We start from the raw sequence: 26,496 nt of genomic DNA, 5'->3' as shown, positions 1-26,496 counted from the left end.
GGTCCTCGGGGTCGGACGAACGTGGTGAGCGGTGGCGCTCCCGGGCATGGTCTGCCACCAGGAGCACCACCGCAGCTGAAGGGGGGTTACACGTCAGGGATCAGCAGGACGACTTGTAGACGTACTGCGCGCCCTCGCCGTCGATGTTCTCGGCGGTGATGACATGGAAGCCGGTCGAGATGTCGGCGGTGACCGGCTCGTCGTTGATGGCGGCCATGGCCTGCGCGACACCGTCGGTGCCGATGGTGTCGGGCTGCTGCGCTATCAGCGCCTGCACTGTTCCCTCACGAAGCTGCTTGACCTGGGCGGGGCCTGCGTCGAACCCGACGATCTTGACCTGATCCTGCTTGCCTGCCTGCCGGACGCCCGTAGCCGTGCCCTCGGCCGCGAACGTGTTCGCGGCGAAAATTCCGACGATATCGGGGTCCTTCGCCAGAGCGGCCGAGACCAGACGAGCAGCCTCGGCCGGGTCGTTGTGGCTGTACTGGACTCCGAGGTAGTCGAATGCCGAGTTGGCCCCGACGGCTTCCTCGAAGCCGGCCACCCGGGCGTCGGCGGTGGAGATCCCGGGATCGGTGGAGATGACGAGCACCTTGCCTCCCGATGGGTTGAGCTGCTCGATGGCGCTGAACGCTTCTGCCCCACCTCCCTTGTTGTCGGACGAGATCGAGGAGACCGCGATGGACGGGTCTTCCAGGGTGGTGTCGACGAGTACGACCTTGATACCTGCTCTGGAGGCTGCCTCGAGTGGTGCCTGCATGGCGGCCACGTCGGTGGGCGCGATGAGGATTGCCGACGGCCGCGATGCGACAACCGAATCCACGATCGGCTTCTGCAGGGTGGGATCGAACTTGACCGGGCCCTGAGTGTCGACTGTGACGCCTGCGTCCTTTGCCGCAGCTTCGATTCCGCACTGCATACTGATGTAGAACTCGTCGCCACTGACGCCCTGAATGAAGGCGATGTTGTTGCTGCCGCCACCGCTTCCGGAGTCGGACGAACAACCCGCCAGGAACATGGCGGAGACCGAAGCGACACTCAGTGCAACGACGGCGGTGCGTGATGTGATCATGGTCGACTTTCTTGTAAGGGATTTGAGTAAAGGGAGTTTCGAGGCTGGCCGGAACTAGGGACTTCGAGACCAGAGTTTCTTGAGGGAGCTGGGCGATTGACCTCGGCTCGCTGCGTCACGTCGGCGCTGATCGAAGTAGACCGCTGCGATGAGGACAGCACCGACGGCGACCTGCTGCCAGAAGGGCTGGACTCCGACGATGACGAAGCCGTTCTGCAGCACGGCAGGGATGAACAGTCCCACGACGGTGCCGAACATGGTTCCGATGCCGCCGAAGAGGCTGGTTCCGCCGATGACCACTGCCGCAATGACATTGAGGTTGGTCTGCGACTGTCCGGCGATGGCGGTGGTGCCGTACTGCGACAAGGACAGAATGCCGGCCAGTCCAGCGAGAGTGCCGGAGAGTGCGTAGACCTTGACCAGGTGCATGTCCACCTTGATGCCGACGCGCCGAGCAGACTGTTCCTTGGAGCCGACGGCAAAGGTGTAGAGGCCGAACTTGGTGCGATGCAGCACGATTCCGAAGATCACCACGAGCACCAGCGCGATGCTCGAGATCAGTGGAATGGTGGTGGCCGGGAAGTTTCCGTAGCCGATGGTATCGACCAGAACCGGTGGTACGTCGCGGATGTCGACGCCGCCGGTGATGACCTGCGAGAGCCCGAGAGCTCCGCCCAGGGTCCCGAGAGTCACGATCAGCGGAGGCACGTTGGCCTTACCGATCAGGAAACCGTTCAGCAATCCCCAGCAGAGGCCACACCCCAGTGCCACCACGATTCCGACGGCGGCAACTCCCCACCCGTCGCCGCCGATCGCGGCCATGGTCTTGGCCGAGACGACGCCGGAAAAGACGAGAACGGAGCCGACCGAGAGATCGATGCCACTGGTGACGATGACGAACGTCATGCCGATCCCGAGGACGGCCAGGATGGAAACGTTCTGGATGATCTGGCGGATGTTGCCCCACTCAGGGAAGCTGCCGGGCGCCATGATCGAGAACACGAGGCAGATCGCGGCCAATACGAGCACGATCTGGAACACCTGAACCCGGGCCAACTTACCGAGCGCTTCGACGAGATCGAAGGAGTGGCGAGACGGTGTGTCGCCGGGTGGCATCGGCTCGAGAGAAGGGCTGATGGTCTGGTTGGTCATCGTGTGGCTCCGGTGGTTGCGCCGGTCATCGCGCCGACGAGTTCTTCCATGGTCGTGTTCTTGGCGTCGAGAGTGGCGACGCGTTTGCCCATCCGCAGTACCTGAATGCGGTCGGCGACCTCGATCACGTGCGGCATCGAGTGACTGATGAACACCACGGCCACTCCCCTGTCCGCCACGCGGCGAATGGTGTCGAGAACGTTTCGGGTCTGCACGACGCCGAGCGCCGCGGTCGGTTCGTCCAGGAAGACAACACCTTTGGCCCAGGCGACCGCACGGGCGATCGCAATGGCCTGCTGCTGGCCACCCGACATGGCTCCGACGGGAACGGTGAGGCTGCGCACAGTGGCTCCGAGTTCGTTCAACGCGTCCTGCGACTGCTTGCGCATCGTGGACACATCGAGAAACCCTAGGTGCCCCAGTAGCCCTTTCGCCTGCAGTTCCCGGCCGAGGAACATGTTCTGCTGCGCATTCAGGTGGGGCGCGAGAGCCAGATCCTGGAACACCGTCTCGATGCCGAGTTCCGCTGCCACGGTGGGACTGTCGAGATCGACCGCAGTGCCGTCGAACAGGATCTCACCGGTGTCGACCGCGAGACTGCCCGAGAGCGCCTTGACCAACGTCGACTTGCCTGCACCGTTGTCGCCGATGAGGGCGACGACCTCGCCGGGGTAGATGTCGAAATCGGCGTCGTCGAGGGCGCGCACGTTTCCGAAGCTCCTCGACAATCCCCTCGCCTCGAGGATCGGTGTCGCCACAGGTGCAACGCTGGCCATGGATACTCCTTGGTCGAATCGAAAACCGTCGGGTGCGGGATGAACACCCCCACCGGTGCCTGTGCAGCACGGTCGGAGATCGTGATCTGCGAGGCAGGTCGAGCTCCCTGCGGGGCTCGTTGTGTAAACGAGTGTGACCCACGCAACCCGCATTGTCACGTGTTTCGTGAAAATTCATGTCACCGGTGACATGGCACAGATCCTGCCCACGGCAGAAGCCGCACCTTCGACCCGCTATCGGACCGAGCGGTACCGTCTCTGAACTGGAGATAGTTGCGATCTACTCGATTTTCGACCCAGCGGAACGGCGCTACGGTACCGTCCATGACACCGATGTCATCAAGCACGCACATGCGGCGGATGACATCGATGACATGACCGATTCGGAAACAGTGAAGGTTGGCGCACATGGCGAAGTTCGACGGCCGGAAGATCTTGGTGACCGGTGCCAGCGGCGGTATCGGCTCGGCCACGGTGCGACGACTGGTGGCCGACGGGGCCGACGTCGTCGCAGCCGGTCAATCGGTGGATGCGTTGGACAAGCTCGCCGACGAGACCGGCGCGCAGCCTCTCGCGTTCGACCTGACCTCCGAGGACAGCGTGCGCGAGGCCGTCGAGGGACTCGAGCTCTACGGAGTGGTGAACTGCGCCGGCTTCGGCGGCGAGATCGCCACGCCACAGGACACCGACATCTCCGTCTTCGACAAGGTCATCGCCATCAACGCGCGTGGCGCTCTCCTCGTCATCAAGTACACCGTCCCCGCGATGATCGCCGCCGGTGCTGGAGCAATCGTGAACGTGTCGAGCCAGGCCAGTCTCGTCGCCCTGACGGGCCACATCTCGTACGGCTCCTCGAAAGCCGCCCTGGACAACATCACTCGGGTTTCGGCCCTCGAACTCGGCCGCCACGGAATCCGGGTCAACGGAGTCAATCCGACCGTCGTGATGACGGAGATGTCCGCGTTCTACTGGGGCCGTCCGGAGATCGAGGAGCCGTTCCTGGCACAGATGCCGCTGGGGCGATGGGCCACCGAGGACGAGATTGCCGCGCCGATTGCCTTCCTGTTGAGCGATGATGCTTCCATGGTGACCGGGGTGTCGTTGCCGGTGGACGGCGGCTACACGAGTCGATGACGAGCGGACGACGAGCAGACGGGGGTAGATCATGACCACCATGCAGGATGTCGCGGCACTGGCCGGAGTCAGCGCCAAGACCGTCTCACGGGTGTACAACAACGATCCGCACGTCGACCCCGAAACGCGCGCTCGCGTCACCGATGCCCTGAATTCGCTGAACTACGTTCCGAACACGATGGCGACGTCGTTTCGCAACGGTCAAGCGGCAGCGATCGGTGTGGCCGTGCCCGATATCGACGATCCGTTCTTCTCCTCCATCGCACGAGCCATCGAGGAGCGCGCTCGCGAGGACGACATGGCCGTGTTGGTCACGAGCCTGGGGCACGACGGTGACCAGGAGCAGGCCCTGGTCGAGTCGCTGCTGCGTAGACAGTTGAGCGGCTTGATCATTGCGCCGACGGGTTCCGATCACGGTTACCTGGAGCGCTGGATCGACAAGACTCCGACGGTCTTCGTCGATCGCGCACCCGACGGCCTCAAGGCCGACAGCTTCGTCGACGACGATCACGGCGGGGCGGTGTTGGCCACCGATCATCTGCTTCGGTTGGGACACACTCGCATCGCGGTCATCGGTGACAGTGCCAATATTCCCACCAGCCGGAATCGGCTCGAGGGATACCGAGAGTCGCTGCAGACCGAAGGAATCGAGTTCGACGAGTCGCTCGTTGCGCTCGGCGTCATGGGCCGCGACGATGCCCGCAACGCCCTGACCGCATTGACCGCACTCGACGATCCACCGACGGCGCTGTTTCTGTCCAACGCACGCGTGGCCATGTCATGCGTGCCGGTGCTGCAGCAGATGGAATTGCTGCATCTGGCGTTCGTCGGATTCGGCGACTTCCCGCTGGCGGATGCAGTGTGGCCGCCGGTGACGGTGATCGACCAGAATCCTGCTCGGCTCGGCCGATTGGCCATCGAGCGACTACTCGGCCGAATCGAGAATCCCGGCAAGCGCTTCAAGCGCCGCAATATCCTCGGCGTCGAGCTCATCGAACGCCGATCCTGCACGCCTGGAAGCGATCACCGCTGCGACTGATCCTGGAGCGCATGCGCAACCAGATCGACCTGCAGTGTGGTCGACAATTCGGCATCGATCCGTAGATGTGGAACACGCGGCTTCTCCACCGGGCGATCCGTCGACCGATGCGCGTCGCGCTCTGCCCCGCGGGCCGCCCGCCGACGCGCCAGCAGCTCCGGCGAGCCGTCGACGTGCACGACCATCGTTGCTGCGGGGGTCACCTGCGAGACCAGTCGTTCCCACTCCGTGCCCGCGGTCAGTTCGCGGGTGAAGGGCGCGACCAGAACGGGGCGCTGACCGATTTCCACGAGGTCCCTCGCAGCAGCGAGCAGTACTGCATACCGGCCGGCACGAATGCGTTCTGCGTGCGGCCCTGCACTGTTCCAGTGCGGCCCGTCCAGTAGCGAATCCAGTTGATCGAGTAGTGGATTGGTGAGTGTATCGAGGTCGAGCAATGCCGTGCCGAAGCGGCGCGCCAGCTCGCGTCCGAGGGTGGTCTTTCCACTTCCTGCAGCACCCGCGACGACCAGAACCGGCAGTTGATCCCGATCGATCACGGAAACATCTTGACAGACACGAGGCATGACGTGAATCATACAAGACAACGTTGTCTCGCACCGTTGCTACAGCGAACACAATTCCTCCGATCGAGAGTTCACGTGACCGAGCGCGCAAGCATCAAAGACGTCGCCGCATTGGCAGGCGTCAGCTTCAAGACCGTCTCCCGTGTCGTCAACGGCGTGGACACGGTCTTGCCCGAGCTGCGCGAACGCGTCGAGGCCGCGGTGCAGACGCTCAACTACGTCCCCAATTCCGCTGCGCGCTCGTTGAAATCGGGATCGGGAAACACCATCGGGATCATCGTCGATTCCATCGACGACGTGTTCTTCGCCTCGTTGGTCAGTGCGGTCGAGGATCGCGCTCTCGAACACGGACTGGCCGTCATCGTCGGCAGCACCGGGTTCGACGCTCACCGCGAACGTGACCAGCTGGCGCTGCTGGCCGGTCAACACGTGCGGGGGATCATCCTCGCGCCTGTCGGCGATCACAGCGACTTCCTCGTGCCTCGGCGTCGAACATTGCCGACCGTGACCATCGACCGTTCCATCCCGGGATTCGATTCGGTCATCGTCGACGATTACGGTGCCGCCAAGCAGGCCGTCGAGAAACTGGTCGCGAGCGGGCACGCCCGAATTGCGTTGCTCGGCTTCGACGATCGACTGCAGACGGCCCAGCTCCGCCGCGAGGCGTACCTCGACGTCCTCACCGACCTCGGTCAGACACCGGACGCCGCCCTCGCACCCCCCGTCTCGCACGCCGCGGATTCGGTACGGCCGGTAGTGAAGAAGCTACTGGCACTGCGCAATCCGCCGACCGCCTTCTTCGTCGCCAACGCACGGCATGCGACGGCCGTGGTATCGGTGCTGCACGAGATCGATCGCACCGACGTTGCGATGGTCTCGTTCGGCAACTTCTCGCTCGCCGATGCTGTCAGCCCGTCCGTCACATGCATCGACCAGGATCCATACCGGATCGGCACCCTCGCGTTCGATCGCCTGGTGCAGCGCTTCGACGATCCCTATCTCGAAGTGGAGCAACAGATTGCGCCGACCTCCCTGGTCGAACGACTCTCACATGCACTCCCCTTACCTGCACAGAAATGAGAACATCCCCGTGAATCCCAGACTTGTAGCGGGACTCGACCTCGGTAGCACCGGCATCAAGGTGCTCGTGATCGACGAGGCCGGAAGCGAACTGCTCATCGAGCAGAGTCCGACGCCGTGGCATCACGGCCCGGGCGGAACCACCGACCTCGAGGCCGAGGACCTGCTCGCCACCATCGCGAATCTGCTCGACGCCGTCGCGCGGCGATTGCCCGAGGTGACCGGCGATCCCGCGTCGCGCATCGATGCGATCGCCGTGTCCGGAATGGGCGAGACGGGCTTCCTTCTGGATAAAGACAACGTTGTCCGCGCTCCGGCATTCGCATGGTTCGATCCGCGCGGGCAGCAGCAGGTCGATTCACTACCCCAGGATCTTCGTGATCGGTTCGCCGGCAAGACAGGCCTGCCCGTCGGCGTCCAGGTATCAGTGGTCAAGATCGCGCACCTCCGCGACAACGGACTGAACCTGGCCGAACTGCGCTGGTTCAATCTGCCCGAGTTCGTCGTGTTGGCCCTCGGTGGCCGCGCGGTGGCCGACTACTCGTTGAGCTCCCGGACCGGACTGCTCGATCAGAACACCGGCGAGCCGTGGACGGAGATGTTGACACACTTGGGTGTCGGGGCCGAGTTCATCCCGCCCCTCGTCGACGCAGGCACCGACCTGGGGGTCGCAACCGGACATGCACTTCCCGACGCCATCGTGGGGGCACGGTTGACCGTGGCCGGTCACGACCACCTCGTCTCCGCCGTATCGGGTGGGGCAATCCCCAACGATCGATATCACGTGTCGATGGGCACCGCCGAGGTTCTGCTGCGAGTGCTCGACGCTCCCCTGACTCCCGCGGCGCGAAGCCGTCTGGCCGATCACCTGATCAATTCGGTGCGGCATGTGGTTCCGGGCCAACACGTACTCGTCGCCGGGGTCAAGACCGGACTGTTGATGCGACGGGCGTTGCAGATGTGCGACATCACCGACCGCGCCGGGCGTGACCTGCTCGATCAGCGAGTGTGCGCGTTGCCTGCCGCCGGACCGTCCACCGACGGCGGGATAGAGATCGCCGGGGCGCGGAACGACGACGGCGTGCTGTCCATCACCGTGCGCACCGACGGGGTGAATTCGGCGGAGCTGTTCCGTTCGATCCTGTTGCACGGCAACGAGGAGATCGCCCGCCTCATCGCTGCCCTCGACGCCGAGGTTGCGCCCGCTCGGACCACGCTGCTCACCGGCGGTTGGGCGGGCATGGCCAGCGTCCGGGATGCCCGCGCGCAGGTGCTCCCTGATGTCTCGGTCTCGACCCGCTCTCAGGACACCGCTTACGGCGCAGCACTGTTCGCTGCGCGACTACTGACGCTCATAGAAATCTGAGCCCACATTTCTGCAACGAGACAACGTTGTCTCACTTGCTCGCAGCCCCAACCCATCACCAGGAGAAGACAATGAACGAACTCACCACCCTCGAGCGTCGCGGAATGGCCGCCATCTCCACCGCCGACGGCAACATGCTCATCGTCGCCGGAGATCAGCGCAACGGCATGAAGGCGGTCATGACGGATGCTCCCGACGGACCCGGCTCGGTCACGCTCGAGCAGCTCGCCGACGCCAAGGCCGATCTGGTTCGCTACCTCGGCAATCACGCCCCGGCGATCCTGCTCGACCCCGAGGTCGCACTGCCGAAGATCGTCGACGAGGGTGTGCTCTCGCGCAACACCGCACTCGTCGTCGGCATGGACGCCTCGGGCTTCGAGGAGACCGATGGACTGCGGTACACCCGGTACGTCGACGGAGTCACCCCGCGCGTCGTACGCGACCTCGGTGGCGACGTCGCCAAGATGCTGTTCTACATGCGCCCCGAACGGCAGGGCGTCGATTCCCGTGTCGCCGAGGAGATCCGCGACCTCGTCAAGGCCTGCTCCGCCGAGGGCCTGCTGCTCATCGTCGAAATCCTGACCTACAAGCTCGAGGGCGAATCGGACGAGGAATACAAGGCCGGCTTCGGCAAGATCATCGCCGACTCCACCCGCATCTCGGTCGAATGCGGTGCCAAGGTGCTCAAGCTCCCCTACCCCGGTTCCGCCGAGGCATGTGCAGCCGTTACCGAAGCGGCACAGGGTGTTCCGTGGGCAGTGCTGTCGGCGGGCGTCGACCACGAGACGTTCATCGAGCAGGTGCGCATCGCAGTGGCCAACGGCGCGCGCGGCGCGATGGCAGGCCGCTCACTGTGGAAGGACAGCATGGCCGTCTCCGCCGAGACCCGCGAGGACCTGCTCACCAACCGCGCACTCCCCCGTCTGCGCGAGCTGAACGAGGCCGTCGACAACTGACATCGTCCTTCGACCGAGCCCGGACACCCCGTCTCGGGTTCGGTCGACGCTGTTCTGGGTAGCGTGAACCCATGACGCACATCTCGACGCACCTCGACATCGTCGCCGTTCCCGGCGTTTTCGCCGATCTCGCGACGGCGCAGGAATTGGTCGCCAGGGCGCTGTCGGCCCGAGGACTGACGGGCGGAATCGTCGACACCGCAGCCGGTTCCGACGAGGTGATCGTCGTTCCCGGTGACGGGATCCCGATCGACACGTCGTCGCACGGCGGTGTCGTTCGGGTCGATCTCGGCCAGTGCACGCCGGACAGATCACCGGGCATCCGCGCTCACATTCGCGGCCGCGGACTCGACGGTCTGCGGTTCGCGATCGACAGCGTGTACTTCCACCGCTTCCACCCCGGAACGATCCTGCACTACGGGGATCACCCCGAGCAACGCGTCGAACAGCGGTTACCCGAGGGCGATGGCCCGTTTCCCGTCGCCGTGCTGATCCACGGTGGCTACTGGCGTTCGCGATGGGAATTCGACCTGATGGACGCGATGGCCGTCGATCTGACCGGGCGGGGTTACGCCACGTGGAACGTCGAATATCGTCGCCCCGACGAACACGGGTGGGATGCGATGACCGGCGACGTCGCGTCCGCTCTGGCGGCGCTGGAGACGGCACCCGGCAGTCTTGATCTGTCCCGAACAGTGCTGATGGGGCACTCGGCGGGCGGTCAACTCGCTCTGCGCCTCGCAACCGATTCGGCCGGAAAGGCCGTAACCCCTGCTCTCGCAGTGAGTCTGGCCGGCGTGCTCGATCTGAAGGTCGGCGATGAGCGCTGGCTCGGTGAGGGTGCGGTGTCGAATGCGATCGGTGCGCGATTCGCCGGTGCGCAGGAGACGTACGAGGCATCGTCGCCGATCGCGAGGCTTCCGCTCGGAGTTCCGCATCTGGTGGTGTGCGCGGTATCGGACGATCCCAACCTGCTCGAGATCAGTCGGGCGTACTACGCCGCCGCGTCGGCGGGCTCGGATTCGGTCGGCTCGGTCGAAGGACCCGGGGGCCACTTCGCGGTCATAGACCCCGCGGCGGAGATCTATCAGGACATGGTTCGCGAGGTCGACGCCCGAATCCGAGGTACCCGAGACCACGCGTCCGAGTAAGTCCGTATCGTGCATGGTGTGACGCGCAACACAACGACGTGTATGCCGAGACTTCAGGAGCGAGATCGATGAAGAGCACCATGCAGGACACCCCACTGTCCATCGGCCAGCTGGTTCGATTCGGGACGTCCATTCACTCCTCGGCCGAGATCACCACCTGGACGGACACCGGTCCGACCACGGTGACCTTCGGGGAATTGGGTAGGCGGGCAGCGCAACTGGCACACGGTCTGCGGTCGATCGGCATCGACGACGATCAGCGCGTCGGAACGTTCATGTGGAACAACGCCCCGCACATGGAGGCGTACATGGCGATTCCTGCGATGGGCGCGGTGCTGCACACGCTGAACATCCGACTCTTTCCCGATCAGCTCACCTACATCGTCAATCACGCCGAGGATCAGGTGATCATCGCCGACGCGAGTCTGCTCCCCCTGCTGACACCCTTGCTGCCGACGTTCGAGACCGTGCGGCATCTCGTCGTCGTCGGCGTCGACCCGGCGCAGGTCACTGCACCCGACGGTATCGAGGTGCTGGGTTACGAGGACCTACTCGCAGGCAAGCCGGAGGAGTTCGACTGGCCCGAGCTCGACGAACGATCCGCTGCCGCAATGTGTTACACCTCGGGCACCACCGGCGACCCCAAGGGGGTCGTCTATTCACATCGCTCCATCTACCTGCATTCGATGCAGGCCTGCATGACCGACGCGATGGCAATTGCGCAGTCCGACAAGGTCTTGGCCATCGTGCCGATGTTCCACGCGATGTCGTGGGGATTGCCCTATGCAGCGCTGATGGTCGGTGCGTCGCTGATCATGCCCGACAGGTTTCTGCAGCCGGCTCCGTTGGCGGAGATGATGTCGACACTGCGTCCGACGGCCGCGGCGGCCGTTCCGACCATCTGGCAGGCCCTGCTCGCTCACCTGGACGAGCACCCGGCCGATCTGTCGAGTCTGCGTGACGTGGTGGTCGGCGGTGCCGCGTGTCCACCGAGTTTGATGCGGGCGTTCCACGAGAAGTACGGGGTGCACATCTCGCAGGCCTGGGGCATGACCGAGACCTCGCCTCTGGGCACGTCCGGCAAGCCCGATGCCGGGCTGTCGGCTGAGGACGAGTTCGATTTACGTTGCACGCAGGGCAGATTCGTCGCCGGGGTTCGCGCACGACTCGTCGACGATGCAGGCACGGTGTTGCCGTGGGACGGTAAGACCGTCGGTGAACTCGAAGTCCGTGGCCCATGGATCACCGGCAGCTACTACCGCGCCGACGCAGACGACAAGTTCGACGACGGCTGGCTGCGGACGGGTGACGTGGGCACCATCTCCGAGGGCGGCTACCTACGACTGACCGATCGCTCCAAGGACATCATCAAGTCCGGGGGCGAGTGGATCTCGTCGGTGGAACTCGAGAATCAGGTGATGGGACACCCGGCCGTTCGCGAGGCCGCGGTGATCGGTGTGCCCGATCCGAAGTGGGACGAGCGGCCCCTGGTGGCCGTAGTCGTCCGCGAGGGCGCATCGGTGACAGCCGAAGAACTCAAGGAGTTCCTCGACAGCCGCGTCGCGCATTGGCAGCTGCCGGAGCGCTGGACCTTCATCGACGAGGTCCCGAAAACCAGCGTCGGCAAATACGACAAGAAGCGACTGCGCAGTTCGCATGCCGACGGGGCATTGAACGTCATCGAGCTGGTGTAGCGGCACCGTTCGGAACACCGTGGCCGACCGCCCCGAGCGCCCGCTCGGGGCGGTCTTCCGCGTCCATTTCCTGACTCCTACACCGCCGAGCGTTGCTACACAAGATATTTGCCGAGACTGACTAAACAAACCTCGAGTTCAGTAATAAACCAGTTTCACTGCACGTCGGTACGTAAAGAGCCGTTCCAACCTACGCGGAGTTTGCTACCGTTCCATCGGGGTTCCGAGCAAGTGGGATACGACGGGGCGCACAGTTGCGCGGGGGTAATGGTGACCGATTCAAATCAGGTACTCGGGTTCGTGACGTTGGACGACGACTACGAAGATACGTTCGAGTTGACGTCCTCGCAGTACGCGATGTGGCTGGCACAGCAGTTGCATCCGCATGCCGCACACAGCGTTGCGCACTACATGGACGTCCGTGGCGACCTGAATTTCGATCTCCTCGTCGACTCGGTGCGCATCACCGCCGCCGAAACGGGTTCGCTGTTGACCCGACTCCTCGCCCCCGGCGACGGCCAGGACGGTCCGCACACCGTGCGTCAGTTCGTCGATGCAGCGATTCTGCCCACCGAACTCGAGTACCACGACCTCACCGGATCTCCCGACCCGATCGCGGCCGCACGCGATTGGATGAACGCGGAGTTCACCGCTCGGATCGACCTGTACTCGACACCACTGTCCAGGTCGGCGGTCCTGAAAGTCGGTCACCTCCGGTACTTCTGGTACGCACGAGCACACCACACCGTGATCGACGGATTCGGTTCGGCAGTGGTCGCGGTCCGTACCGGCGAGGTCTACTCGGCACTCGAACGCGGTGAGATCCCGCCGCCGCGCAGGGCGAGGCACCCACGCGCGTTCGTCGAGGCCGAGGCGGCGTATCGGGCGTCGGCACGAATCGAGAAGGACCGTGCGTACTGGGCGGCAGTGGCGGCCGAACTCCCGGAACCGGTGTCGTTCTCCGGACGCACGGCCGAACCGTCGTCGTTCAATCATCGGTGCAACAGGACGCTGGACCTGCAGACCGACCAAGCCCTTGCCAGTGCGGCCGGAACGCACAAGACCACCGTCGCCGCTCTGGTGGTCGCGGCTTTCGCGGCGTACCTCGCCCGCGCTACCGACACCGACGACGTCGTTCTCACCCTTCCGATGGCTGCTCGCGTCACCGCCTGGGCGAGATCATCTGCATCCATGACGGCGAACGCCGTTCCCATCGGAGCCCGAGTCGGATCGACGACCACCATTGCCGATCTGATCGAGAACATCGGCCATCGCATCGGAGGTGCTCTTCGGCACCAGCTGCTCCCCGCGGCGGAGATCGCCGGAGACCTGCGGGCCTCGGGGGCAACCCTGGGGCCGACCATCAACCCGATGCTGTTCGGTGACCGGATTCGGCTGGGCGATCTGGACGCGCGGCTGGACCTGTTGACCTCGGGTCCGACGGCAGACATGGCCGTCACCCTGCACACGAACTCCGACAACGGGCAGATGCGCGTCGACATCGAGGGCAACCCTGCCACGTACGAGCTGGCCGACATCGAAATGCACAGTGCGCGTTTCGCTCGATTCCTGCACGAGTTCGCAACCCGGCAACCCGACTGCCCGATCGACTCCATCGGCGTGCTCACCGACTCGGATCATCGACTCCTGCTTGACGAGTGGAGCGGCGGTGCGCCTGCTGCTCTGGCAACCCTGCCGGAAATCTTCGGCCGCGGTGTGCGTCGTGCGGCGGATCGTCCCGCGGTCGTCGATGGTGACACCGTGGTCGAGTACCGCGAGCTCGACCGTCGCTCGAATGCGTTCGCACGCCAGCTGATCTCGATGGGGGTCGGCCCGGACGTGCCTGTGGCCGTGGTACTCCCACGCTCGCACAGATCCGTGACCATAGTGTGGGCCATCACCAAGGCAGGCGGTGCGTACGTACCGATCGATCCTGCGCATCCACTCGATCGCATCGAGCGCACGCTGGCGGACTGTGGCGCGCGCGTCGGTGTGACGACGCGAGACATGCACGGCCGACTGCCGTCCGAGATCGACTGGATCCTCGTCGAGGACGATCCCGCGCGTGGATTCACCGACGGTGCGATCACCGACGCCGACCGCCTCGCCCCACTCACTCTCGATCATCTCGCGTACGTGATCTACACATCCGGCAGCACCGGCGTCCCCAAAGGCGTTGCCGTCACCCATCGCGGTATCGGCCCCATCGCCGACGCGGCCATCGCGGCCCACGCCACGATCGTCGGGTCACGGGTGATGCACTTCGTGTCACCGGGTTTCGACGCATCCGTGCTCGAGATGTTCCTGGCTTTCGGTGCCGGCGGAACCCTCGTGGTGCTGCCCACCGGGGTGTACGGCGGCGACGAACTCGGGGCGCTGCTCACCGAGCACTGCATCGACGCCGGGTTCATCACGCCGTCCGCGCTGGCGACGGTCTCCCCCGCCGCCGGGTCGACACTCGTCTCGATCGGAGTCGGCGGCGACGCCGTGCCTGCCGCGCTGGTCGACGACTGGGCTCCCGGACGGCGGATGGTCGACGTCTACGGCCCCACCGAGACCACGGTCGCCGTCACCCTCGGCCCGCTCGAAGCAGGAAAGAAAGTTGCGCTCGGGCGTCCTATCGCCGGCATTCGCGCCTACGTGTTGGACCGCCGACTCGACCCGACTCCCCCGGGATGCGTGGGCGAGCTCTACATCGGCGGGACCGGGGTGGCGCGTGGCTACCACGATCGACGCGGACTGACAGCGAGCCGATTCGTGGCCGACCCCTTCGGAGGGGGTCGGCTGTACCGAACCGGCGATCTCGTCAGATGGACTGCCACAGGAGAACTCACCTACATCGGCCGACGCGACCATCAGGTCAAGGTGCGTGGGTTCCGGATCGAGCTCGGTGAGATCGAGGAGGCACTTCGCGCCCACCCACAGGTCAGTGACGCCGTCGTGGTCGTGCACGGCGACGGGGTGGCCCGCACCCTCGTAGGCTATGTCGTCGCAGAGACCGGTGCGGTGCTCGACCCCGACGAGGTGACCGCCTCGCTCGTCGGCGTTCTCCCCGCGTACATGGTGCCCCACCGCGTGAACGTGCTCGATGCGTTCGAGTTGAACGCCAACGGCAAGGTCGATCGCCGCCTGCTGCCCGAGCCCGTCGAACAGGTCGTGGCCGATCGGCGCGAGCCTGAATCACCGCAGGAAGTCATTGTCGCCCAGGTGTTCTCGGAGGTACTCGACGTGCCGTCGGTGTCGGCCACGGACGACTTCTTCGCCCTCGGCGGCAACTCGTTGCTCGCCACCGTCGTCGCCGCTCGCCTCGCCGCCGACGGCCGATACCGCGTCGGCGTGCGCGAGGTCTTTCTGCATTCGACGGTCGAGCGACTGGCCGCCGCCGTCGTCGACCTCGCCGACGACGCTGGATCCACTGCACCGGTTGCTGTTTCGCGTACAGTGCCGTTGCCCGCCTCGCCCTCGCAGCGCAGCATGTGGTGGATCGAGCGCTACCAGCCGTCGGCCGCGTATCACATTCCGCTCGCTCTTCGAGTCCGCGGCGAGCTCGATATCCCTGCCATTCGGCTGGCACTCGAGGACGTCGTCCGGCGCCACGAGAGCTTGCGCACCGTCTTCCGCATCGACCCGTCCGAAGATGTGCCCCTGCAGCTGATCCTGGACGCCCCGAGCACCGAGAATCCTCTGCCGTTCGATGCCGTGACCATCGACGGCGCTGATGTCGACGACACAGCACTGCTCGACTCCCTGTCCGAGATCGCTACGCGCCCCTTCGATCTCGAACACGATCTGCCACTTCGTGGCCGAGTGATCTCGCTACCGGACCGCGACGAACACGTCGTCGCGATCGTCCTGCACCACATCTGCGTCGACGGGTGGTCAATGGGCGTCTTGGCTGCCGACATCGGCGAGGCCTACCGGGCGAGATTGGAAGACACTGCACCGCAGTGGGATTCACTTCCCGTGCAGTACGCCGATGCCGTCGCGTGGCAGTGTGCCCAGTTGGGCGAGGCCACCGACACCGCTTCGTCGCTGAGTGCTCTCCGGACGTGGTGGTCCGATACTCTCGCGGGCCTTCCCGACACCCGTCCACCGGGCACCATGCGCGCCCGTCCCAGTACGCCGACCGGCCTCGGCGGGGCCGTCTCCACCGTGCTGAGCCCCGACGCGAAGGCTGCCATCGATCGCCTGGCCGCAGGCACCGGATCGACGGAGTTCATGGTCGTGCACGCCGCGTTGGCGCTGCTGATGTCCCGTTCGGGTGTCGGCGACGATGTGGTGATCGGTACCGCTGTGGCGGGGCGCGGGCATCCCGACCTCGACCGCGTGGTCGGAATGTTCGTCAACTCTGTTGTCCTGCGCACCGAGGTCACGCCGAGCCATTCCGTGCGCGAGCACGTGCTCGCAGTCCGAGGTGTCGACATCGAGGCGCTCTCTCGCGGACACATGCCCTTCGACTCCCTGGTCGAACATCTGGATCCGGTACGCCTCCCCGGTCGCCACCCGCTGTTCCAGGTGATGTTGACCGACCGCGTCACCCCCGATGTCGATATGGAGATCGGCGGCGGAACCGTGAGCGCGTACGGCATCGATCTGCCGGTCACCAAATACGACCTCGAGGTGGTTCTCGCCCGATCGGCCTCCAGGCCCGACGAGACGACGATCGTGCTGACCTACGCCCGAGACCTCTACGACGAGCCCACCGCCGACGCGCTGCTGCAGCGTCTGACGTCGGTACTCGCCCAGATGACCGCCGAACCCGACCGTCCGATCCAGCGGATCGACGTGCTGGTTCCCTGCGAACGGGCGAGGCTGCTGCCGATGCTCAGCGGTCGAGCCGATCCGGCCGGAGTGAGCATCGACCGCGCTCTGCGAGACTGCGCGCGGCGTTCGCCGACAGCCGTGGCGCTGGTGGAAGACGAACGATCCATGACGTACGGCGATCTCGATGCGCTCGTCACTTGCGGGGCCGCGACTCTTCGCAGTCGAGGTGTGCGGGCCGAGACGAGGGTCGTCGGAATGTTGCCTCGCTCCATGGAAGCTGTGCTGTGCGTGCTCGCCGTCGCTCGCTCCGGCGGCGTGTACGTTCCCGTCGATCCCGCCTACCCGGAGGATCGCCGCGAGTTCATGGTGCGCGACAGCCGCGCCGTCGTCGGTCTCACGCACCTGCGCACGGATGGATCGAACGGCTTCTGGCTGTCGCTGGACTCGCTGTTCGCTCAGGCCGGGACGTACGGCCGGGACGCCCCGGAGGTGTCTGCAGCCAATGCGGCGTACGTCATCTACACCTCGGGAACCACCGGCACTCCCAAGGGCGTCGAAATCTCCCGGCAGGCCTACTCCGACGCCGGGGCCGAGCTGGTACGCGCGTTCGAGGGCGATTCGCGTTCTCGCGTATTGGCCTTCGCCTCCCCGAGTTTCGATGCGTCGATGCTCGAGATCGCGCTCGCGATTCGCTCGGGCGGCACGTTGGCGGTCGCTCCGGCCGACATCGTCGGTGCGGAAGAACTCGAAGCGGTGATCGCCGTTCATCAGGTGACGCACTGCTTCCTGACGCCGTCGGTGCTGGCCACCCTCGACCTCACCGGTCCGGATCTGTCGCCGATGACCACGATCGGCATCGGAGGCGAGAACTTCGGACCGGAGTTGCTCGCAGTTGCAGCGGCCGGGCGTCGCATCGTCAACGTCTACGGCCCGACCGAATCCACCATCTCCACCCATCTCCCGGTTCTCGACCCGACCCGGGACGTATCCATCGGGATGCCGGTCGCCGGAGTCCGCGCGACCGTTCTCGACACCCGGCTGTCTGCGGTGCCGAGTGGCGTCACCGGTGAATTGCACCTGTCCGGTGGACAACTCGCGCGCGGATATGTCGATCGTCCCGCGCTGACGGCCACCCGATTCGTCGCTGATCCATTCGGCCCTCCCGGGTCACGGATGTACCGCACGGGAGATCTCGCGTACGTCGACGGCGCACACGACCCGACGGTCAAGATAGTCGGCCGCAGCGACTTCCAGGTGAAGATCCGCGGTCTGCGAATCGAATTGGGTGAGATCGACGGCGTTCTCGGTGCGGCACCCGGGGTCGATCTCGCCGTGACGACGACGGCCACCTCCCCGTCCGGGGAGACCGTGCTCGTGTCCTACGTGCACGGTGAGGACACCGTCGACGTCGGTGAGTTGACGCGGATCGTCCGGGAGCGGCTGCCACGACATATGGTGCCCGCCCGGATCGTGGTCCTCGACACCATCCCGCTCACTCCGGTCGGCAAATTGGACCGATCCGCCTTGCCTGCACCGTCGTTCGATGTCACTGCCGTCGGCGACGAGCCGCGAACAGAACTCGAATCGACTCTGCTGCAGATTCTGTCCGAGATCGTCGACGTACCGTCGGTGGGAACCTCGGCCGACTTCTTCGCCCTCGGCGGCACGTCGCTGTCCGCGACGCGATACGCCACCCGGATCGGTGAGAGCCTGGACCACCACGTCCCGGTTCGGACGATCTTCGACAACCCCACGGTTGCCGAGCTTGCCGCGCACCTCGACACACGTCGAGAGAGCCCCGAGAACTCGATACAACGATCGCACTGGCTCACCACCGAACTGATCGAGAGCGTTCGCTCCACGAGGGGCCCGTCGATCCCTCTCTCACCCCAGCAGCAGGCCATGTGGATCACGAGCCGAATCGCCTCGACGGCAACGGCGTACAACATCGTGGGCGGCCTCCGCGTCACCGGTGCCTTCGACCCCCATGTGCTGGAAGAGGCACTGAACGATGTGGTGCAGCGCCACGAGTCGTTGCGGACCACGTTCCCGACCACGCCGACGGGACCGGTGCAGCGGGTCTGGCCGCAGCGACGAGTCGAGGTGAGCATCTCGGACTCGCGCGAAAACGGCTCGATCACCGATCTTCTGGCCCAGGCCGGTGCGTACCGCTTCGATCTGTCGATCGAACTGCCGGTCCGAGCCACGGTGGCGCGGACCGGGGACGACGAGCACGTGGTGGTCCTGGTCGTGCACCACATCGCCGCGGACGGTGAATCGATCGCCCCGCTGTCTGCTGATCTGTTGTTCGCGTATACCACTCGTGAGAGTGGCAACATCCCGATGTGGCCGAGCCTGCCGCTGCAGTACACCGAGTACCAGCTCGCACTCGAGTCGGCGATGACCGACGGAGCGCGAGCAACGGGCCTCGACTACTGGACGGAAACACTGCGCGACGCACCCGTCGAACACGCCGTCCCGTTGGACATGTCGCGACCGAGTGCTCCCACCGGACGGGCGGCAACCGTCACGGTGCCGATGTCCGCCGAGGTGCGTGCCCGGGTGAGCGGCCTCGCCCGAACCCACCGGTCCTCGGAATTCATGGTGGTGCACACCGCGCTCGCCGCGCTCGCATCCGTCGGAACTTCGGCCGGCAGCACCACGGACGTCGTGATCGGTACACCGCACTCGGGACGCGGTGGTACGGCTCTCGACTCGATGGTGGGCATGGCGGTCAACACGCTCGCACTGCGCACCGGCTTCGCAGGGTCCGCGTCGTTCGCGGAGGCACTGGCCGAGGTACGCGACACCGACCTCGACGCGTTCGAGCACGCGATGATCCCGTTCGACGAGGTCGTGTCCGCGCTCGGACAACCGCGTCACCCCGCCCGCAATCCCGTCGTTCAAATCGTGCTCGCCGTGCAGGATTCACCGCCGCTCACGATCGATACCGGCGACCGAACCATCGCCACGATCGAAGCCCCGATCACCACCTCGGCATTCGACCTCGTGGTGTCCGTCCGCCCAAGCCACGACGGCAGCGCCGACGTGCGCATCACCTACGCACGAGACCTGTTCCTTCCCAGTACCGTTCGTCATCTGGGGCAACGATTGGTCGAACTACTCGATCGAGCGGCCGGAGAGCCGTCGAGCACCGTCGGTGATCTGCTCGACGCGTCGGAGATCGTTCTTTCTCCTCCCACACTCGGCGCGCTGTTCGACGCGGCCGTCTCACTCGATCCGAATGCGGTGGCAGTCGCTGCGGCGGACGGTTCGATGAGCTATCGCGAGCTGGACGAGGCCGTTGCGACCCTGGCCGATTCGCTTCGTGGGGCCGGTGCGGGGCCGGGAACCTGTGTCGCCCTCGCGACGCAGCGTTCCCTGGCCTCGGTCACCGCGTTCTGGGCAATCGCGCGAACCGGTGCGGCCGTCCTGCCGCTCGACCCGTCTTACCCGAGCGAGCGGTTGCGCTACATCCTGGAGGATTCGGCTCCGATCCTGGGACTGTGCGACGACCCGGACGCCGACCTACCGCGCGAGAGCGTCACGTGGAGATCGATTCGGGACGTCGAGCCGAGTGACCGGAATAAGCCTGCACCACGGCCGCATCCCGACGACATCGCCTACGTCGTCTACACCTCGGGAACGACGGGTCGGCCGAAGCCGGTCGCAGTCACTCACCGCGGGCTCGAGCGATTCGCGGTGTCGCTGGGGCTGCAGTTCGACACCGGCCCCCGGTCCCGGGTTCTGCACGTGGCGTCACCGGGATTCGATGCAGCGATTCTGGAAATGCTGTTGGTCGTCGTTCGCGGCTCGACCTGTGTGGTCGCACCGTCGTCGACCTTTGCGGGTACACAACTCGGCAACCTGATCCGCCGCGAACGGGTCGACACGATCTTCATCACCCCGGCCGCACTGGGGACACTCTCGCCCGACGCACTGCTGTCGGTCACCACGATCGGCACCGGAGGCGAGGCGCTGTCGGCAGCGCTGCTGGACACCTGGGCGGACGGCCGTCGCTTCGTCAACGCGTACGGCCCGAGCGAGTCGACGGTCGCAGCAACAATGGGTCTGCAGAAGGCTGCGGTGGCACCGCACATCGGATCAGCGGTATCGGGCACGTCGACGCTGATCCTCGATTCGGACCTGCGCAGGGTGGACGGACCGAACATGGGCGAGCTCTACATCGCCGGTGCTGGCCTTGCTCGGGGCTATCTCGATCGGCCGGCATTGACGGCGACTCGGTTCGTCGCGAACCCCTACGGCGATGCGGGCTCACGGCTCTACCGAACCGGTGACCTCGTTCGCTCCGTCGCAACAGCGGATGGTACTCAGCTGCGGATTCTCGGACGGTCGGACTCGCAGACCAAGATTCGCGGAATTCGGGTCGAGCCGGCCGAGGTCGAGGCCGTGCTGTCGGCGAACCCGTCGGTGCAGTCCGCGGTGGTGCTCGTCGAGGACACCGCGACCGGATCGTCACTCGTCGCGCACGTGAGCACCACGGACGTCGTCGATGTCGATCACCTTCGTGCGGGTATGTCCGAGGTCCTCCCCCGACATCTGGTGCCCGCGCGAATAGTGCTGCACGACAGGCTCCCCCTCACCTCACACGGAAAGGTCGATCGAGTCGCGCTCGCTGCGGGACCGGTGACGGCCAGCGTCGCTCGTCCCACCGGTTCGACGGTCGATTCGGTACGATCAGCTTTTGCAGCCGTGCTTGCGGTCGATGTCGACACCGTCGACGCGGACTCCGATTTCTTCGCCCTCGGCGGCAATTCCCTGGCCGCAGTCATGGTGATGGATACGCTGCGTGAGCAGGTGGCCGATTCGGATCGAGATCGAGTGGACGTGACGTGGTTCTTCGACGTCGCGACACCTGACGCGATCGCAGCCCGACTCGATGCGCTGGGACACGGCGGTGTCACTTCCCAGACGGCTCCGGTGACTCTGCGTGCGCGCTCTCCGTTCGACGTCCTGATACCGCTGCGCGGAGGATCGTCCGATCGGGCACCGCTGTTCTGCATTCATCCGGCCATCGGACTGGTGTGGAGCTACACCGGGATTCTTCCGTATCTGGATGCCGATACTCCCGTCGTCGGAATTCAGGCCCGCGGAATCGTGACCACCGCACCGGAACCGGAATCGGTGAAGGAGATGGCCCGCGACTACGTCAACGCGATCCGCATGGAGTTCCCCGAGGGGCCGTACCGTCTCGCGGGCTGGTCGCTCGGCGGGCTCATCGCGCAGGCCATGGCCGTCGAGTTCGAGAAGCAGGGAGAGGCGGTGGAACTGATCGTTCTCGACGCGTATCCGCTGTGCGAGGAGACGGCACCGAGACAGGAGATGTCGGTGGCGGACCTGCTGCGCGAATTCGTGGGCGAGTTCGAGGTCGAGGACGATCTGACTCTCGACGACGCCATCGCGCTGGTGCGCAGGCAAGGCGCCGCGGCAACGTTGCTCGACGACGATCAGATTCAACGCCTGTACGACCGGTACCGTCTGTTCGTTCGCCTCGGCTACGAGCATCGGCCCGAGTTCTTCGGCGGCGACCTCACGTTCTTCTCCGCGTCGCGCTACCACGGGGTGCCTCGATCCCCCTGGGAATGGCGACAATTCGTCGGTGGGACCATCGCAGATCACCCGGTTCAGACGACCCACAACGAGATGGGTACCCCGAAGGCCCTGGCCGAGGTAGCACGCGGCATCGAGTCACGCACTCCGGCAGCCGCATCGGGGCAATACCGATGAGCGAGACAGTGGTCGAGGTACGGAACCTCGTCAAGGAGTACGTGGGCCGCAAGGGCAATCACGTGGCGCTCAGCGGCGTCGACCTGGTGGTGCCCGCGGGGACGGTGACCGCGGTGTTGGGTCCCAACGGCGCGGGCAAGACCACCGCGGTGCGCATCATCGCGACCCTCAGCGCTCCCACGAGCGGATCGGTGACGGTCGCCGGCATCGACGTGGCGGAGAATCCGCGGGCGGTGCGCGGGCTGATCGGATTGTCCGGGCAGTACGCCGCCGTCGACGGCCGCCTCACCGGGTACGAGAATCTGCGGATGCTCGGTCGGCTCTACGGGCTCGGTGGGTCGCGGTCCCGCAAGCGAGCCAAGGAATTGCTGGCGATGTTCCACCTCGAGGACGCTGCGGGACGGGCGGCGTCGACGTACTCGGGCGGTATGCGTCGACGTCTCGACCTGGCCGGTGCCTTGGTCGCGCGGCCACCGTTGGTGATACTCGACGAACCGACCACCGGCCTCGATCCGCGCAGTCGCGGTGAGCTCTGGGACGTGGTCGAAGGACTGACCGGGGACGGCACCGCGGTGCTGCTGACGACGCAGTACCTCGACGAGGCCGAGCGGTTGGCCGACGACGTGGTGGTGTTCGACAAGGGCCGCGTGGTCGCCGAGGGCACGCCGACTCAGTTGAAATCCCGTCTGCGCGTACCGAGCGCACACGTACAGGTCCTCAATCCCAACAGTCTGAGAGTGGCGACAGAGTTGTTGTCCCGCATGAACGTTCGCACCGACCCCGCCACCGTCCGCGAGGGCTGGTTCGCTGCGGACGCCCCGTACGGGTCGCGGTCGCTGATGCTGATCCTGTCCCGTCTGTACGGGACGGGCATCGACGTCCACGATGCGTACGTCAGCGCACCGAATCTCGACGACGTGTTCTTCGACTTGACCGGTGACGAGGATGCCGGCCGTCATCACACGGGTGCCCCGAAGGCCGAGAGGATCGATCGATGACCACGATGGCCGCGCGACCCGTTCGCCGCGAGGGAATCGGCAGCTTCCTCGTCGATTGCGCGACGATGACGCAGCGGAACCTGTTGGTGATCCTGCGCGTTCCGCAGTTGCTGCTCGGTGCGACGGTGCAGCCGTTGATGTTCGTGCTGCTGTTCTCCTACGTCCTCGGCGGCGCGCTCGGTGGAAGCGACTATCGACAGTTCCTGATGGGCGGAATCTTCACGCAAACCGTGGTGTTCAGCGCTGGGTTCACCGCCATCGGGCTGGCCACCGACAGTCGTGAGGGAATTGTCGAACGATTCCACTCGCTGCCGATGTCGAGGTTGGCGATCGTGCTGGGGCGCACTCTCACCGACGCGCTGGTATCGGTGGTGAGTATCGCCGTGATGATCGGTGCGGGATTCGTCGTCGGATGGCGCATCAACGGATCACTGAGTTCCGCTCTGGGAGCGATTGCCCTGCTGGTGTTCTTCGGTTTCGCGATGTCGTGGATGGGTGCCGTCGTCGGATTGATCTCGGCCACAGCCGAAAGCGCTCAGAGCGTTCTGATGATCATCGTGTTTCCGCTGACCTTCATCTCGTCGGCCTTCATCCCGTCGGCGACGCTGCCCGGGCCACTGCGAATATTCGCGCAATGGAACCCGGTGACCTCGGTGGCCCGCGCCACCCGCGAGGCGTTCGGCAATCCCATCGCACCGTCGACGTTGATCAACGAACCGGTGACCTGGGCGTCCTCGAATCCGATGCTGTACTCCTTCATCGCCTCGATCGTGTTGCTGACGATCTTCGTGCCCCTGACGCTCAAGGTCTCGCGCGGCCGGGTGGGGTGATCTCGCGCAGGGTTGTTCACGTCGGTATCGACCGACGTTGTTGCCAGGTCGAATTGGTCGGATGGAATGCGACGTCAGTCGACGGTGATCCCGAAATCCTCTGCGACACCGCGTAACCCTGTTGCATACCCTTGCCCCACTGCACGGAACTTCCATCCACCGTTGCGCTGGTAGATCTCGCCGAGAATGAGAGCGGTTTCGCTGGTAGAACCCGTGATCGAAAACGAAATGATCGTATGGCCCGAATCGAGGTCGTTGACTACTGCACGTAATCCGTGCAGCGACGAGAACGTTCCGCCGTCGAGAGAACCGACGATGACGATGGTATGGGCGTAGGGAGTTGCTGTAGCCAGGTCCAAAGACACGTAGTCGTGTGCCCCGGCAGTGCCCGAGTACTTCTCGTGTCGGACGGAGCATACTTCGTGGCGTGGTTGATTGTAGAAGACGAAGTCGATATCGGACCTGACCTTGCCGGTGTCGGCCAACAGCAATGCCGAGGTATCAACGGTGGCTCCGGCCGGTCCGCTCTCCCACTCGAGTTCGACGCGGAGCCGATGGGTCTCCAATTCACAGTTTGCGCCCCTGGCCAGCTCCAATACCGAGTTTCGGCCACGATCGTATCGGGGAGCAGAGCGGCCTTCTCCATGCTGGTCCGCCGCACGTGGAGGCATCGGGTCAGCGACCGGTCCGGAGAGAGAACCGAACTGCGTCACCACACGATCGGTAGCGCCCCCAACATCGGCAAAGGATGGACAACCTCGGCCCTGAAGCCTCTCTATGAGCACCACCTGCTCGTACGCGACACCGATCTCGCACGAGGAGAGCTCGATCCGTGTCATCTCGTCGGGTACTCGCCCGTCGATCGATTCACCGAGAGCAACGAAGACTGCGTGTGAGCCCCTCCATGAGGCGAAATGAACGGTAATCCGAGCACCCTGCGCGTCGACGACTTCCTTGGCGAAGAAGTTGCCACTGATGTTCCTCCACTCATCGGCCATCATCCGAGATCGGAGGCTCCAGGACAGTTCGAGCGGCTCGGCATCGACGGGTCGAAGTGTGTGCAGCCCAGGCAAGTTCCACACGCGACGTACGACGGATCGATCGAATATGCGCGCGAACGTAGTTGGGACCACCGAACCGCGTGCGATTGCCGTCGACCACGGTGCCCCCAAGTTGGAAAGCGGATCGACGACCTCTCGAAGAATGCGACCTACGTCCGCATCCGGAGTGACGGGCACGACGATCGCCGACCCGTCGACACCATCGATTCCGAACCAGTAGACGTTCGACAGATCTGGGAAAGCCCCCAGAAGGCCGCTTTCGGTCACCGTTCCGGAGAAGAGCGGTGCCGCCTCCGACGTGGCGACGAAGCACTCGGACAGGTCACCAGGGCCGTACACCATCACACTCAGACCAACGCTGCTGATGAGCTTGTATACGGTGCTGACCGGATCTAGCTCGTCACCGCCGGGGTCGGCCAACGCCTCCGTGTCTGGGCTGTCCGGTGACATCAAGGGTATTCCGTCAGACCCGACGTCCCCAGTCGAGTGGAGTCGACCCTCGTCGATCATCGACGCGATGATGATGCGGACCTTTTCACTGGTCAACAATTCGCCGATGTGGTTCGACAACGCGACGCCTTTGGCACCGGCGTACGTGAAGTAGTCCCAGATCGCGTCCCGTGCGTTGCCGGGTCGTTCCAGAATTGCCTCGATGGCGTCGGATCGGTCCGGGAGGTTCTCAGCCGCGATAGTTCTGCAGATATTCGTCAGAGCGCCGACAACCTTGTCGGTGTCGATGCGCCTCGAGTCACGACCACTCTCAGCAATGAGAGTCTCGGCTAGCGCAACGAAGCTCGGCCGTACCGTCTGGTGACGTTGCCAATTCGCTTCAGCAACAATCGGTTCGGTACTCCAGTCGATCGCCGCGCGTGGGCGCGTGAACAAACCCAAGATGCCGGCCTCTCACTCGGGGACACCCTCGGCGAGGCGACGGTCTCCAGTTCTTTTGCTGTCGAACTACTTCCAATATCCGTCGTGCGTATTGCAGAGATATCCGGTGTTGCTGCACTTGCTGCAATTGAGATGATTTCCGAAATCGCTGCCGCCTCCGCGACCTTTGCAGTTGGGGCATTCGTGAACGCGCTTGTAGCACTTCTTGCACTCCATTG

Annotated in this window: 15 protein-coding genes; 10 read left to right on the top strand and 5 right to left on the bottom strand. The window is 64.9% G+C overall.

All coding sequences use genetic code 11. The annotated features are described in order from the left end of the window. Positions 1–100 precede the first annotated feature (100 nt). The 3 genes from CH291_RS18430 to CH291_RS18420 are packed head-to-tail and all read right to left on the bottom strand — an operon-like array spanning position 101 to position 3,000. A complete protein-coding gene (locus CH291_RS18430) occupies positions 101–1,072 on the bottom strand; it encodes an ABC transporter substrate-binding protein (RefSeq protein WP_068046985.1) in 972 nt (323 codons plus the stop codon). 54 nt (positions 1,073–1,126) lie between these two features. After that, positions 1,127–2,224 (bottom strand): ABC transporter permease, encoded by a 1,098-nt coding sequence (locus CH291_RS18425; RefSeq protein WP_082898561.1) that lies wholly within the window; start codon positions 2,222–2,224, stop codon positions 1,127–1,129. Further along, positions 2,221–3,000, bottom strand: a complete 780-nt coding sequence (locus CH291_RS18420; RefSeq protein ID WP_068046988.1) for an ATP-binding cassette domain-containing protein — start codon at positions 2,998–3,000, stop codon at positions 2,221–2,223. Before CH291_RS18420 ends, CH291_RS18425 begins: the two co-directional genes overlap by 4 nt. Positions 3,001–3,408: 408 nt before the next feature. On the opposite strand from CH291_RS18420, the gene CH291_RS18415 reads away from it, so the two are divergent. Both CH291_RS18415 and CH291_RS18410 read left to right on the top strand, forming a co-directional pair. Continuing rightward, positions 3,409–4,134 carry an SDR family oxidoreductase gene (locus CH291_RS18415; RefSeq protein ID WP_068046991.1) on the top strand — a complete coding sequence of 242 codons (726 nt, stop codon included), beginning with the start codon at positions 3,409–3,411 and terminating at the stop codon, positions 4,132–4,134. A 31-nt stretch (positions 4,135–4,165) separates the two neighbouring features. After that, on the top strand, positions 4,166–5,173 hold the full coding sequence (locus tag CH291_RS18410) for a LacI family DNA-binding transcriptional regulator (protein ID WP_094688290.1): 1,008 nt from the start codon (positions 4,166–4,168) through the stop codon (positions 5,171–5,173). Here the strand turns inward: CH291_RS18410 and CH291_RS18405 are convergent. Continuing rightward, a complete protein-coding gene (locus CH291_RS18405) occupies positions 5,158–5,712 on the bottom strand; it encodes an AAA family ATPase (RefSeq protein WP_179276602.1) in 555 nt (184 codons plus the stop codon). The two genes, CH291_RS18410 and CH291_RS18405, sit on opposite strands and share 16 nt — an antisense overlap. A gap of 102 nt (positions 5,713–5,814) precedes the next feature. Here CH291_RS18405 and CH291_RS18400 point away from each other — a divergent pair, with 102 nt between their 5' ends. The 8 genes from CH291_RS18400 to CH291_RS18365 all read left to right on the top strand — a co-directional run bounded on the left by CH291_RS18400 (position 5,815) and on the right by CH291_RS18365 (position 24,326). After that, entirely contained in the window at positions 5,815–6,819 is a 1,005-nt protein-coding gene (locus tag CH291_RS18400; RefSeq protein WP_143545950.1) for a LacI family DNA-binding transcriptional regulator, read from the top strand. Positions 6,820–6,829: 10 nt separating this feature from the next. Beyond that, on the top strand, positions 6,830–8,185 hold the full coding sequence (locus tag CH291_RS18395; RefSeq protein WP_218829043.1) for an FGGY-family carbohydrate kinase: 1,356 nt from the start codon (positions 6,830–6,832) through the stop codon (positions 8,183–8,185). Positions 8,186–8,256: 71 nt separating this feature from the next. Further along, positions 8,257–9,141 (top strand): tagatose-bisphosphate aldolase, encoded by an 885-nt coding sequence (locus CH291_RS18390; protein WP_094688286.1) that lies wholly within the window; start codon positions 8,257–8,259, stop codon positions 9,139–9,141. 71 nt (positions 9,142–9,212) lie between these two features. Then, positions 9,213–10,292, top strand: a complete 1,080-nt coding sequence (locus tag CH291_RS18385) for an alpha/beta hydrolase (RefSeq protein ID WP_094688285.1) — start codon at positions 9,213–9,215, stop codon at positions 10,290–10,292. Positions 10,293–10,360: 68 nt separating this feature from the next. Continuing rightward, the gene (locus tag CH291_RS18380) at positions 10,361–11,986 is read left to right on the top strand and encodes a long-chain fatty acid--CoA ligase (RefSeq protein ID WP_094688284.1); all 1,626 of its coding nucleotides are present in this window, start codon (positions 10,361–10,363) and stop codon (positions 11,984–11,986) included. Positions 11,987–12,253: 267 nt separating this feature from the next. Then, positions 12,254–22,498, top strand: coding sequence for a non-ribosomal peptide synthetase (locus CH291_RS18375; RefSeq protein WP_094688283.1), 10,245 nt, complete (start codon positions 12,254–12,256; stop codon positions 22,496–22,498). Continuing rightward, positions 22,495–23,496: an ABC transporter ATP-binding protein gene (locus tag CH291_RS18370; protein WP_094688282.1), complete on the top strand. Its 1,002-nt coding sequence runs from the start codon at positions 22,495–22,497 to the stop codon at positions 23,494–23,496. The genes CH291_RS18375 and CH291_RS18370 overlap by 4 nt, the downstream gene beginning before the upstream one ends. After that, positions 23,493–24,326, top strand: coding sequence for an ABC transporter permease (locus tag CH291_RS18365; protein WP_068047085.1), 834 nt, complete (start codon positions 23,493–23,495; stop codon positions 24,324–24,326). Before CH291_RS18370 ends, CH291_RS18365 begins: the two co-directional genes overlap by 4 nt. Positions 24,327–24,400: 74 nt before the next feature. Here CH291_RS18365 and CH291_RS18360 read toward each other — a convergent pair whose 3' ends face one another. Further along, the gene (locus CH291_RS18360; RefSeq protein ID WP_143545949.1) at positions 24,401–26,278 is read right to left on the bottom strand and encodes a TerD family protein; all 1,878 of its coding nucleotides are present in this window, start codon (positions 26,276–26,278) and stop codon (positions 24,401–24,403) included. Between the last annotated feature and the right edge of the window lie 218 nt (positions 26,279–26,496).

The organism is Rhodococcus sp. 14-1411-2a (assembly GCF_002259485.1).
GTDB lineage: Bacteria > Actinomycetota > Actinomycetes > Mycobacteriales > Mycobacteriaceae > Rhodococcoides.
The sequence above is the reverse complement of the archived record's forward strand: the minus strand, read 5'-3'. Positions and strand labels throughout refer to the sequence as shown.

Excerpts from the sequence above, each read along its gene's own strand:
- CH291_RS18430 (WP_068046985.1), bottom strand. The coding sequence starts at position 1,072 with ATGATCACATCACGCACCGCCGTCGTTGCACTGAGTGTCGCTTCGGTC.
- CH291_RS18390 (WP_094688286.1), top strand. The coding sequence starts at position 8,257 with ATGAACGAACTCACCACCCTCGAGCGTCGCGGAATGGCCGCCATCTCC.
- CH291_RS18425 (WP_082898561.1), bottom strand. The coding sequence starts at position 2,224 with ATGACCAACCAGACCATCAGCCCTTCTCTCGAGCCGATGCCACCCGGC.
- CH291_RS18365 (WP_068047085.1), top strand. The coding sequence starts at position 23,493 with ATGACCACGATGGCCGCGCGACCCGTTCGCCGCGAGGGAATCGGCAGC.
- CH291_RS18410 (WP_094688290.1), top strand. The coding sequence starts at position 4,166 with ATGACCACCATGCAGGATGTCGCGGCACTGGCCGGAGTCAGCGCCAAG.
- CH291_RS18380 (WP_094688284.1), top strand. The coding sequence starts at position 10,361 with ATGAAGAGCACCATGCAGGACACCCCACTGTCCATCGGCCAGCTGGTT.
- CH291_RS18370 (WP_094688282.1), top strand. The coding sequence starts at position 22,495 with ATGAGCGAGACAGTGGTCGAGGTACGGAACCTCGTCAAGGAGTACGTG.
- CH291_RS18420 (WP_068046988.1), bottom strand. The coding sequence starts at position 3,000 with ATGGCCAGCGTTGCACCTGTGGCGACACCGATCCTCGAGGCGAGGGGA.
- CH291_RS18375 (WP_094688283.1), top strand. The coding sequence starts at position 12,254 with ATGGTGACCGATTCAAATCAGGTACTCGGGTTCGTGACGTTGGACGAC.
- CH291_RS18385 (WP_094688285.1), top strand. The coding sequence starts at position 9,213 with ATGACGCACATCTCGACGCACCTCGACATCGTCGCCGTTCCCGGCGTT.
- CH291_RS18415 (WP_068046991.1), top strand. The coding sequence starts at position 3,409 with ATGGCGAAGTTCGACGGCCGGAAGATCTTGGTGACCGGTGCCAGCGGC.